The sequence below is a fragment of the Xanthomonas citri pv. mangiferaeindicae genome (genome assembly GCA_002240395.1).
GTDB classification, from domain to species: Bacteria; Pseudomonadota; Gammaproteobacteria; order Xanthomonadales; family Xanthomonadaceae; genus Luteimonas; species Luteimonas citri_A.
Map to the genome: position 1 here is coordinate 3,115,756 of CP016836.1, position 12,490 is coordinate 3,128,245.

Sequence of the window (12,490 nt, forward strand, 5' to 3'; positions counted from 1 at the left end):
GCTCGGAACGAGCGCGCTACGGCGGCGGGTGCGTCAGTCCAGCTGCGCGAGCACGTGCTCGGCCGAGGACACCTTGAACTCGCCCGGGGCCTCGACGAACAGATGCCGCACCACGCCGTCGTCGGCGTACAGCGCGAAGCGCTTGGCGCGCGTGCCCATGCCGTAGGCGGTCGCGTCCATCTCCAGGCCGAGCGCGCGCACGAAGTCGGCATTGCCGTCCGACAGCATCTGCAGCCCGTCCGGTACCCCGACGCTGTCGCCCCAGGCCTGCATCACGAACGGGTCGTTGACGGCGATGCAGACCACATCGATGCCGCGGCTGCGGAACGTCTCGAAGTGCTCGACGAAGCCGGGCAGGTGGCGTTCGGAGCAGGTGGGCGTGAATGCGCCGGGGACGGCGAACAGCACCACGCGCTTGCCGGAGAAGACGGTCGGGGTGTCGATGACGCGCACGCCGTCTTGGATGTGCTTGAGGGTGACTTCGGGGATGGCGTCGCCGATCTGGATGGTCATGGGGGAGTCGCTCGCAACAGGGTGAACGCAGTCTATCCGTTCGCGTGTGGCGTCGATGCGAGCGCTCTTGAAACCCACGCGCACGTTCCCAGATTCCCGGCATCGCGGCCGACGGGGCCGCTTTTCAACACGGAGCCACTCCATGCGACATGAAGCCTATCGTGCTGTCGCCCGCCAGCCGGCCCTCGCCGGGCGTGCGACGTTCCAGGATGAAATGCGGCGGTTCTTCGACCAGTTCGTGCAGGGCGGCGACGCTCAGGACGAATCGTCGGTGGTCACCAGTCAATGGGTCCCGCGCGTGGACATCCACGAAGAGCGCGACCGGTTCGTGATCCTGGCCGACCTGCCGGGCATCGATCCGCAGGATGTCGAGATCTGGATGGACAAGGGCATTCTGAGCCTGAAGGGCGAGCGCCGGACCCATGCCAGCAGCGAGCCGACCGAGGATGGCGAAGGGGGTCGGAGCGAGCTGCGGTTCTCGCGCATCGAACGTGCGACCGGACAGTTCCACCGCCGCTTCTCGCTGCCCGACAGCGCCGATGCCAATGCGATCACCGCGAGCGGACAGAACGGCGTGCTGGAGATCAGCATTCCCAAGCGTCCCGAGACCACCCCGCGACGGATCCAGGTCGGCGCGGCCCAGGACACCGGGACCCGGGCCGTGACGACGCAGGCCTGAGCGGGCGCTGGAATTGCACCGCGCGCAGGCGTGGTGCGATGAAGACGGAGACGGCGGCCTGCAGGTATTCTGCGGGCCGCTGTCGCATCCACCCCTTGGATTCGATGACTTCCCTTGTCGCGGCGCGTGGCGCGTCGCATCGGAACTCCCCACATGCAGTTCAAGGACTACTACGAGATTCTCGGCGTCGAGCCCAATGCCGGCGATGCGGAGATCAAGACCGCCTATCGCCGCAAGGCGCGCAAGTACCATCCCGACGTCAGCAAGGAGGCCGGCGCCGAAGAGACGTTCAAGGCGATCAACGAGGCCTATGAGGCGCTGCGCGACCCGGAGAAGCGCAAGGCCTACGATCAATTGCGCGCGCGCGGCTATCGTCCCGGAGACGAAGTCCGGCCACCCCCCGGCGGCTTCGGCGGCGCTGGCGCAGGCGGCGTCGACTTCGACGAGATCTTCGCCGGTGGCGGCGCGGGGGGCGGCTTCAGCGACTTCTTCGAAGAACTGTTCGGCCGGCGTGCCGGCGGCGTCGGCGGCCATGGCGGTCCCGGTGCCCGCGGGCATGCGCCGCGCGGCGATACGCGCGCGCGCCTGGCGGTGCCGCTGGAGACGGTCTATCGCGGCGACAGCGTCCGCGTACCGGTGCTCGGCAAGACCTTCGATGTGCGCATCCCCAAAGGCATCCGTCCCGGGCAGGTCGTGCGGCTGCCCAGGCAAGGCCAGCAGGGCGGGGATCTGCTGCTGGAGATCGAGTACGCGGCCCATCCCGACTTCGAGGTCGATGGCCGCAACATCATCCATTCGCTGCCGATCGCCCCGTGGGACGCCGCACTCGGCGCGACTCTGAGCGTGGCGACTCTGGGCGGGCGGGTCGAGCTGAAGATCCCGGCGGGGTCGGAAGCCGGCCGCAAGCTGCGGCTGCGTGGCCGCGGCCTGCCGGGCGCCGGCGGCGCGCCTGCGGGCGATCAACTCGTCGAACTCGAGATCCAGGCGCCGCCGCCGCGCACCGCCGCGCAGACGGCTGCCTACGAGGCACTGCGCGACGCCTTTTCTGGCGAGGCTTGAGCCATCGCCACGGCCGGCCGCCTGGCCGGCTGTGGCCGCGTATTGATTGCTCCAAAAATTCGACACTGCCCGACGCCGCCCGACGCCGCCCGACGCTCCGCGGCGCGATGTCCTCCATGCAGTCCGCGCGCGCGTTGGCCGCGACCGCAGCGCAAGACGCGGGACCCTTCGACATCGGCTCAGACCACCCGGCGATCGTCCGATCGCCGAAGTGAGCCTGCCGGACAGGCCGCGCCAACGTGGTCATCGTCGGCAAGACTATCGGCAATGAGGATGGCGTCTGGGTGCCGGCCTCGGGGTGTAGGCAGCTGACGCCCTGCGCCCGGCCACCAAAGACGACGAGGACGGGCGCCTGAGGATGCGGGCCGCCCGCGGTGCCGGCGCGCAGACCCGACTGCAAAAAGGTGATGCAGGACACTGACGCCTGTCTGTCATATCGCCACGCTAATGTGCGCGAATTAAATCGATTCAATCGATCGGCGCGCGGAAGCTTGCGCTACGTACATGCATGTGCGTCGAGCGATTCGCCGCAAGGTGACGACTCGCCATCCGCAGCGCCATGGTCGTCGCTGGATCGATTCAAGGTCTCTTTCGTCGAACCGGACAGCAGGAATTCGTCATGCAGCAAAGGTGGGGAGCGCAGATCGCGTCGCGGCAGAACCGTAACGGGTGCAATGGGGTGGACGGCGCGGGCGAGGGCACCGGGCTGCGATCGGGGCGCGTGCTGCCCCGCACGATGCTCGCGGTCGCGCTGGCGATCGCAGTTGGACAGGCCGTCGCCGACGACGCGGCGCCGAACGCGGCCCGCACACTCGACGCGGTGCAGGTCACCGCGGCGGTCGTCACCGACAACGCAGTGCGCAGCAAGCGCAATGCGGGCGTCACGGTCGATTCGCTCGACGAGAACAGCATCCAGGTGACCAGCCAGGAGGACTCGATCGCGCAGAAGCTGCTGGTCGCGCCCGGCGTGAGTCTGATGCGCGACGAGGACCAGCCGCGCTACGTGTCGGTGCGCGGGATCTCGCCCAACATCAACAGCACCACGATCGACGGCATCACGATGGCCTCGGTGGGCGACGAGGGCGGCGGCGAGCGCAAGATCAATCTGCAGATGATCCCCAACGACATCGCCGACCGCATCGACATCTACAAGACGTTCTCCGCCGAGCAGGCGGCCGACGGGGTCGGCGCCAGCATCGACCTGATCAGCGGCAGTGCGTTCGACCACGGTCGGCATGCGCTTCACGTCGAGGGCAGCGCCAACTACCACGACCTCGGCAACGACGATGGCGCCAACTCGATGCCACGCACCACCTCGCGCTGGGGCGGCGGACTCAAGGGGCGCTATTCCACCGTGTTCGGCAATGACGATCAGTTCGGGATCACCGTGTCGCTGCGCCAGCAGCAGTTCCAGACCTCGCAGAACAAGCTCTTCCAGACCTCGCACCACTTCTTCGACAACGACGGTGCTCCGATCAGCGGCCCGTTGGCGGCTCAAGGCTGGAACGGCATGGTGGCGCCCAACGCGATCGCCTACTACGCCGACAACCGCTGGATGAACAGTTACGGCGGCTCGGCCAAGCTCGAATGGATGCCCCGCGACAGCCCGCTGCGCGCGTCGATGCTGGTGTTCGGCTACGGACTCGAGGAGCGGCGGACGGAGAACGGATTCCAGTTCGTCACCCGGCAGGCGGTGGAAGCGCAGACGCCGACCTCGGGCACGAAAGAGATCCAGGCCATGGAGGTGATCTTCGAGGACCGTGTGTTGTCCCGGAACAATCGCGGCATCCTCACTGGCCTGGAATGGTCGGAAGGCGACCAATGGCTGGGCCTGCGTGCCGGCTATACCCGCGACCGGTCCCACGGCACCAGCAACAGCGTCCGTTTGCGCGCAGAGCCTGGTCCGGGTGAGCGCCTGCATTACGCATCGTCCGGCCCGGGCGAGATCTTCAACGTGGTCGGTCTGGACGATCCGGGCATCATCGGCGATACGCCGTATCGGCTCAGCGGCGCCGGCGCCAACCGCACCTACGCGACCGCCGGCCTGGGCAATGTGCGTCTGGATTTCACTCGCAACATCGGCGCCGATGCGCGTGGCTTCGGGGTCGCCGCGGGGCTGGAACACAAGCGCCTGGACGTGAACACCGATCACACCCGGCGGGTGTACCAGGTGGGCGGCGACTACAGCGACCTTCTCTACGATCCGGGCTGGCGGTATCCACACGCGATCGACGCGCTGCCGTTCTTCGACACCCCGCGCTTCGTCGAAGGGGGCGGCTGGGCGGGACTGGGACTGAACGATGTCGCGACCGCCTACCAGAGCCAGGCCTCGGATTTCCGCTACGTGGAGAAAGTCCGCGACGCCTATCTGTCTTTGCACTACAGCACCGACCTGATCCAGGCGATCGTGGGCGTGCGTTACGACGACACCGCGTTCAAGGCCTATACGCCGACGATCGCCAGCGGCGTGGTCTCTGGCACGACGACCAATGCCGGCGGCTACGACAACCTGCTGCCGTCGTTCAATCTGGTCGCGCGCGTGCGCGACGACATCAACCTGCGCTTGAGCGCCAGCAGGACGATCGGCCGTCCGATCCCGTCCAACATCGCCCAGGCCGAGGTGCTCAACTGCAACGCCGACACCGGCGACTGCACGCTCTCGCGCGGCAATCCCGATCTCGAGCCGCTGCGCTCGCGCAATCTCGATGTCTCGGTGGAGAAGTACTTCAACGGCAACAGCGGCTACGTCTCGCTGGCGCTGTTCCACAAGGCGATCGAGGACAACATCGTCGGCATCAGCGAAGAGCGCATCGACGCAGACGGCCTGCTGACCACGATCACCACGCCGCGCAACCTCGACGATTCCAGCGTGCGCGGCGTGGAACTGTCGCTGGTCAGTCGCGACATGCCGCTGTGGGGCCAGCGCTTCGACGTGATGTTCAACGCCACCCGCATGGACGGCGAGATGACCTACACCTGGTCCGAAGGCTCGCGCCGGATCGACCAGTTGGCGACCCAGCCCGACAAGCTCGCCAATCTTGGTGTGACCTGGCACGTGCCGTGGCGCGACAGCCGATTGACGGTGTCGCGCAACTACACCGGCCGGCACATCTTCACCATCGGTGCCAACGAGTGGGGTAACCGCGGATTCCGGTCGCGCTCGGTGACCGATATCGCCTGGGTGACCCGGATCGACCCGCGCTGGACGGTGGGGCTGAGCGCTGCGAACGTCTTCAACGAAGACCAGTACCAGACGGTCGGCGAGGACTACCAGACGATGCGCAACCTCAACAACTACGGCGCGACCTATGCGTTGACGCTGCGCTACGAACTGGAATGAAGTCCGCCGGGCCGCGTCCGAGGGGCGCGGCCGTCTGTGAACGAGGAGATGCCATGACTGTTTCGATCTACCGCGCATTGCGGTTGCCGCTGACCTGGCTGTTGGCGGCGATGGCTGCATTGTCGGTGCCTGCCGTCGCCGTCGACGCGCCGACTCCAGACCTGCGGGTGATGGGATTCAACGTCCGCTATGCGGCGCCAGGCGACGGCGTCAACGTCTGGGACGCCCGCCGCGACCTGTTGGTCGAGACGATCCTGCGCCGACGTCCGCATCTCGTCGGCACACAGGAGTTGCTGCGCCGACAGGCCGAGTATCTCGATGCGCACTTGCCCGGCTACGCGTGGTTCGGGACCGGTCGCAATGGCGACGACAGCGACGGCAACGGCAACGAACACATGGGCGTGTTCTACGACACGCAACGGCTCGAACTGCGCGAGCAGGGCCATTTCTGGCTGTCGGACACGCCCGATGTGCCGGGCAGCGACAACTTCGGTCGGGCGATGCCGCGCATGGCAACCTGGGGCCGGTTCCGCGACCGCGCCAACGGGCGCGAGTTCTACCTGTTCAATACCCACTTCCCGCACATGGCCGACGCCGAGCCGTTGCGCGAGCGATGCGCCGATCTGCTGTTGGCGCGCATCGGTCGGTTGCCGGTGGACGTCCCGGTCGTGGTGACCGGCGACTTCAACGCCGTCCCGAGCTCGCCGACGCACCGTCGTCTGGTCGGCCCGCTGCGGGATGCTTGGGAAGCCGCCACGGCACGCCGCGGCCCCGAGGCGACCGTGCACGCGTTCACTGGCCAGCCGACCGATCGCATCGACTGGATCCTGTTCCGGGGCCTGGAGCTGCGGCGCGTCGAAACCGTGACCGACCAGGCCGACGGGCGCTTTCCGTCCGACCATTTTCCGGTGGTCGCCGATTTCGCGTGGCCGCCGCAGCACTGAATCGGAGACGTGCAGCGCGACAGAGGCCGCCTGCAGATCAAGCGACGAGTGGGTCGGGTAGGGGAGACGCCTCCCTTCCTGCAGACGCGTCCATCACGACACGAGACGAGCGGTTCGATGACACATGCACATGCGACACAGGCGCTGCGCCTGGCGGCGGTCCTCCTGCTGGCGATGCCCGGCGCAGCCGCGGCGCAGGCGGACTTCGCCACGTCGTTCGAACACGGCCAGCCCCAGCCGCCGACCGCGGATGACCAGGGCGTACGCGTGGAGGTCGGCGTGGGCCCTGCCGATCCGTATGCCGCCAAGCCTTCGGTCGGCTACACCGGCTTGCGCGCGCTGCGCTATCGCGGCAACGACGGGCGGGTTCGGCTGTTCGACGTCGATGTGCGGATCGGCGCCGACACGACGTTGTCGTGGCTGGCGCTGCCCGAGATCGTCGGCGACGATCTCGTCGCGTCCACCTACGTGTCGCTGGACGCGGTCCTCGATGACGGCAGCCGGATCTCGGCCAGCGACGCACGCGACCAGCACGGAGTGGCCGCCGGCGCGCATGCGCAGGGCGCCTCGCAAGCGCTCTACCCGCAGCAGTGGGCGCGCAAAGCGGTACGCCTGGGTGACGTGCCCGCGCTGCGCGGCCGCCGCGTCGTCGCATTGGAGCTCGAGCTGCGGCCGGGCGGCGGGCGGATCGCGCAGGGCTGGCTGGACGACGTCGCGCTCGGCGATGCGCCGGCCGCGCACCGCGCCTCGCCCAGCGACTGGGTGGTGACCACGCGCGGCACCCAGTCCAATGGCCGGTTCTCGCGCGGCAACAATGTGCCCGCGACCGCGGTGCCGCATGGGTTCAACTTCTGGACGCCGGTCACCGACGCCGGCACGCTCGCCTGGCTGTACCGCTGGCACGAGCACAACGACGCCGACAACCGGCCGCGCCTGCAGGCGTTCTCGCTCAGCCACCAGCCCAGTCCGTGGATGGGCGATCGCCAGACGTTCCAGGTGATGCCGTCCATCGACCGGGGCGTGCCACAGGCGGACCGTGCTGCGCGGGCGCTGTCGTTTGCGCGCGAGCGTGAACTGGCGCGCCCGCATACCTACCAAGTCCGTTTCGACAACGGTATCGCGGTGGCGCTGGCGCCGACCGACCACGCGGCGCTGTTCGAATTCGCGTTTCCCGCTGGCGCCGACGCCAACCTGCTGTTCGACAACGTCGACGATCGGGGCGGGCTGACGCTCGACCCTGACACCCAGACACTGTCGGGCTACACCGACGTGCGCAGCGGGCTGTCGACGGGCGCGACGCGCATGTTCGTCCACGCGACCTTCGACCGGCCGTGGCAGCGCAGCGGTGCGATCGAGACCGGCCGTCCCACGGGCTACATCAAGTTCGCGCCGGGCACCCGCCGCGTGACGATGCGCATCGCGACCTCGCTGATCTCGCTCGAGCAGGCCAGGCACAACCTCGGCCTGGAGCTGACGGCGGACGACACCGTGGACCGTGTCGCCACACGCGCCCAAGCGCAATGGGATGCGCTACTGGGCCGTGTCGAGGTGGACGGCGCGACCGAGGACCAGCGCGTCACGCTGTATTCCAACCTCTACCGGCTGTTCCTGTATCCAAACTCCGGTGCCGAGAATGTCGGGACCGAGGCCGCGCCCGACTGGCGCTACGCCAGCCAGAACAGTGCGTCGGACGATAATGCCGAGGGCAACGCCGAGCGCAGCTTCGCGCCGGTGCGCGACGGCCGGGTCCAGGTCAACAACGGTTTCTGGGACACTTTCCGTACCGCCTGGCCGGCGTACGCGCTGCTGGCGCCCGAGCGCACTGGCGGTCTCATCGACGGCTTTCTCGAGCAATACCGGGCCGGCGGCTGGGTGGCGCGCTGGTCGTCGCCGGGCTATGCCGATCTGATGGTGGGCACCAGTTCGGATGTCGCATTCGCCGATGCCTGGGCGCGTGGGATCGAGGGCTTCGATGCCGCGCTCGCCTACGAGGCTGCACTCAAGAACGCCACGGTGCTGCCGCCGAGCCGCCACGTCGGCCGCAAGGGGCTGGCACGCGGCACCTTCCGCGGCTATGTCGACACCGAGACCGACGGCGGCATGTCCTGGACGATGGAAGGCGTGCTCAACGATTTCGGCATCGCGGACATGGCGACGCGGCTCGCCGCGTGCGCAACCGACCCGCGCCTACAGCGGCGCTATGCGGAAGAAGCCGAGTACTTCCGTTACCGCGCGGCCGGCTACGCCCACGTCTTCGACCATGGCGTGGGCTTCTTCCAGGGCCGCGGGCCGGACGGACGCTGGCGTGTGCCGGCCGCGCAGTACGACCCGCGCGTGTGGGCCAACGACTACACCGAGTCCAATGGCTGGACCTTCGCGTTCACCGTCCCGCACGACGGCAACGGACTGGCGGCGCTCCACGGCGGCCGCGAGGCGCTGGCGGCCAAGCTCGATGCCTTCTTCGCCACGCCTGAGCAGGCGAAGGTCGAGTTCTCCGGGCCGCGCGGCTATCTGATCCACGAGATGACCGAGGCGCGCGATGTGCGCATGGGCATGTATGCGCACAGCAACCAGCCCGCACATCACATCCCGTGGATGTATCTCTATGCCGGGCAACCGTGGAAGACCCAGCGCATCGTGCGCGACGTGCTGGCGCGGCTATACCTGGGCAGCGAGATCGGCCAGGGCTACCCGGGCGACGAGGACAACGGCGAGATGTCGGCCTGGTACGTGTTGGCGGCGGCCGGTCTGTATCCCTTGCGCATGGGCTCGCCGGACTGGGTGATCGGCTCGCCGCTGTTCGAGCGGATGACGCTCGCGCTGCCCGGTGGCCGGACGCTGACGATCAACGCGCCCGGCAACTCGCGCGAGAATGTCTACGTGCATTCGTTGCGGGTCGACGGTCGGCCGTGGACGTCGACTTCGATCCCGCACAGTGTGCTGGCCGCGGGGGCGACGCTGGACTTCGTCATGGGACCGACCCCGGCGGCCTGGGGCAGCCAGCCCGAGGATGCGCCGCCGTCGCTGACGCCGGCCGGGCAGGCGCCGACGACGCTGGTCGACACCATTGGCCCCGGCGCCCGGGTCACGGTGTCGGGCGACGGCGTTGGTGCCCGACTGGTCGACGACGATGCCAGCACCGCGGTCGTGTTGCGCGGCGACCCGGTCGAGATCGATATCGCGCTGGAGACGCGTGCCGCGCCGACCTTCTACACCCTGACCAGCGGCGAGCGTCCGATCCCCAACGCCGCCTGGACATTGGAAGCGCGCCGCGGCGACGGTGCCTGGCAGGTGCTGGACACGCGAGATGGGGAGGCGTTCCGCTGGTCAGGCCAGACCCGGCCCTTCCGGATCGTCACGCCCGGCATGTTCGACCGCTATCGGCTGCGCTTCGCATCACCGGGCCGGTTGCAGCTGGCCGAGATCGAACTGCTTACTCCGCGTCGCGCCGCGCCAAGCGAACCTTAGGGCGCCCGTCTGTTCGGCGCGTCGTCACGCGCCATGACCTGACCGCGCCAGGCGAACCCTTGGGCGCCAGTGTGTCGAACGCGTCGCCACGCGCCATGACCTCGGCGCATCAAGCGACGCCTTTTGACTTCAGCTACTTCAACGCACTCCGCCGCTTCTCATCGATCCATTTCTCCGCCCGCGCTGGCGTATACCCCCGCATCCACGCCAGCATCGCGTCGATGTCGTCGCCGTACCACAGGTCGGCGCGCTGGTCGGGATGCAGGAACCGCTCTTCGACCATCCGGTCGATCATGCCGATCAGCGGCGCGTAGAAGCCATCGATATCGAGGAACGCGCAAGGCTTGTTGCCGATGCCCAACTGCCGCCAGGTCAACATCTCGAAGATCTCCTCCATCGTGCCGAAGCCGCCGGGCAGGGCGACAAAGGCGTCCGACAGTTCGAACATGCGCATCTTGCGCGCGTGCATCGAGTCGACGATCTCCAGTTGGGTGAGGCCGCGGTGCGCGACTTCCCAGTCGGCGAGCTGCTTGGGAATGACGCCGGTGACCGAGCCGCCAGCCTCGAGCACCGCATTGGCGACGGTGCCCATCAGGCCGACGTTGCCACCGCCATAGACCAGTTGCAGCCCGTCGCGGGCGATGCGGTCGCCCAGCGCCATCGCGCGTTCGGCGTAGATGGGCTTGCTGCCAGCATTGGAGCCGCAATAGACGCAGATCGATTTCATGTGGGGGTGTCCTTTTGTAGATGATCGCCCGGTCCGCGAGCGCGTTGGGCCGGGCCGGAAAGCAGAAGGCTCCGCCGAAGCGGAGCCTTCTCAAGGCAAGACGAGGGGCGCTTTAGTTCGCCTTGTGGATCGCCCGCTTGTCGACGGCCATTGCGGCGTCGTGGACGACCTCAGACAGCGACGGGTGCGCGTGGCAGATCCGCGCCAGGTCGTCGGCCGAGCCCTTGAACTCCATGGTCAGCACGCCTTCGTGCACGAGTTCGGAGACATTGGCGCCGACCAGGTGCATGCCCAGCATGCGATCGGTCTCGGCGTGCGCGAGCACCTTGACGAAACCGGCCGGCTCGACCATCGCGACCGCACGGCCGTTGGCGGCGAACGGGAAGCTGCCGGCCTTGTACGGGATGCCCTCGGCCTTGAGCTGCTGCTCGGTCTTGCCGACCCAGGCCAGCTCGGGCTCGGTGTAGATGACCCACGGGATCGTGTCGAAGTTGACATGGCCGGGCAGGCCGGCAATCAGCTCGGCGACGGCGATGCCTTCCTCGAAGCCCTTGTGCGCCAGCATCGGGCCGCGCACGCAGTCGCCGATCGCCCAGACGCCGTCGACGCCGGTATGGCAATGGTCGTCGACCTCGATCTGGCCGCGGTCGGTCAGCTTCACGCCGGTGCCTTCGGCCAGCAGGCCCTGGCTGGCGGCCTTGCGGCCGACCGCGACCAGCAGCTTGTCTACTGTGATCGACTGCTCGCCGTCCTTGTCGGCGTAGCTGACGACGACTTCCTTCTTCTTGCCCTTGCCGGTCACCTCGGTCTTGGAGACCTTCGCGCCGAGCTTGATGTCAAGGCCCTGCTTCTTGAACTCCTTGAGCGCGGCCTTGCCGACTTCGGCATCGGCGGCGGCGAGGAAGTCGGGCAGAGCTTCGAGGATCGTGACCTCGCTGCCCAGGCGCTTCCACACGCTGCCCAGTTCAAGACCGATGACGCCGGCCCCGATCACTGCCAGGCGCTTGGGCACCTCGGTGAAGTCGAGCGCACCGACGTTGTCGACGATGGTGTCGCCGTCGAACTTCGCGAACGGCAGTTCGATCGAATCCGAGCCCGCGGCGAGGATGACATTCGTACCGGTCAGCTCGATCTCCGCGCCGTCGTGCTGCTTGACCTTCACCACCCGATCGGGGTGCAGCGTCGCAAAGCCGTAGAACGGCGTCACCTTGTTGGCCTTGAACAGCATCGCGATGCCGCCGGTGAACTGCTTGACGATCTTGTCCTTGCGACCAACCATCGCGCCGACGTCGATCTTGGCATCCTTGAAGCTGATGCCGTGGTCGCCAAAGATATGGCCCATGTTCCAGAACTGGCGCGAGGAATCGAGCAGCGCCTTCGACGGGATGCAGCCCACGCGCAGGCACGTGCCGCCGAGCGCCGGCTTGCCGTCCTTGCCGAGCGCGGCGTCGATGCACGCGACCTTCATGCCCAGCTGCGCGGCGCGGATGGCGGCATGGTAGCCGGCCGGGCCGGCGCCAATGACGACCACATCGAATTGCTCTGCCATGGAATTACTCACTTTTGTCAGTTGCTCTGGCTGCGTCGGAGATGTCGACTCGTTGGCCGCCTTGGATTTGATCTATCAGGGAGGTGGCCTCAGTCCGACTCATCTTCGGATAGATGCCGCATGCGTCAGCTGCTTGTCGCCGTAGATTCGCTTTAGCCGTATTGGTCAAGGTCGGGTCCTTACTTTTGATGTCCTCAAAATATAGATCTTC

At 67.6% G+C, this 12,490-nt stretch carries 8 protein-coding genes; 5 read left to right on the forward strand and 3 right to left on the reverse strand.

What is annotated here, in order from left to right; all coding sequences use genetic code 11:
• Nucleotides 1-33 precede the first annotated feature (33 nt).
• Entirely contained in the window at nt 34-513 is a 480-nt protein-coding gene (locus BEN78_13520) for a peroxiredoxin (GenBank protein ID ASR44230.1), read from the reverse strand.
• 214 nt (nt 514-727) lie between these two features.
• Between BEN78_13520 and BEN78_13525 the strand changes: the two genes are divergently transcribed.
• The 5 genes from BEN78_13525 (at nt 728) to BEN78_13545 (ending at nt 10,003) form a co-directional block, all read left to right on the forward strand.
• Nucleotides 728-1,192, forward strand: a complete 465-nt coding sequence (locus BEN78_13525) for a heat-shock protein (GenBank protein ASR45141.1) — start codon at nt 728-730, stop codon at nt 1,190-1,192.
• 153 nt (nt 1,193-1,345) lie between these two features.
• Nucleotides 1,346-2,251 (forward strand): cytochrome C biogenesis protein, encoded by a 906-nt coding sequence (locus BEN78_13530; GenBank protein ASR44231.1) that lies wholly within the window; start codon nt 1,346-1,348, stop codon nt 2,249-2,251.
• A gap of 679 nt (nt 2,252-2,930) precedes the next feature.
• Nucleotides 2,931-5,591: a hypothetical protein gene (locus BEN78_13535; protein ASR44232.1), complete on the forward strand. Its 2,661-nt coding sequence runs from the start codon at nt 2,931-2,933 to the stop codon at nt 5,589-5,591.
• A 53-nt stretch (nt 5,592-5,644) separates the two neighbouring features.
• Complete coding sequence (locus BEN78_13540; GenBank protein ASR44233.1) at nt 5,645-6,535, forward strand: endonuclease; 891 nt, start codon at nt 5,645-5,647, stop codon at nt 6,533-6,535.
• 117 nt (nt 6,536-6,652) lie between these two features.
• Nucleotides 6,653-10,003 carry an alpha-1 2-mannosidase gene (locus BEN78_13545; protein ASR44234.1) on the forward strand — a complete coding sequence of 1,117 codons (3,351 nt, stop codon included), beginning with the start codon at nt 6,653-6,655 and terminating at the stop codon, nt 10,001-10,003.
• 133 nt (nt 10,004-10,136) lie between these two features.
• Here BEN78_13545 and BEN78_13550 read toward each other — a convergent pair whose 3' ends face one another.
• Together BEN78_13550 and BEN78_13555 are read right to left on the reverse strand one after the other, a co-directional pair.
• Entirely contained in the window at nt 10,137-10,730 is a 594-nt protein-coding gene (locus BEN78_13550; protein ASR44235.1) for a Rossman fold protein, TIGR00730 family, read from the reverse strand.
• 112 nt (nt 10,731-10,842) lie between these two features.
• On the reverse strand, nt 10,843-12,279 hold the full coding sequence (locus tag BEN78_13555) for a dihydrolipoyl dehydrogenase (GenBank protein ASR44236.1): 1,437 nt from the start codon (nt 12,277-12,279) through the stop codon (nt 10,843-10,845).
• Between the last annotated feature and the right edge of the window lie 211 nt (nt 12,280-12,490).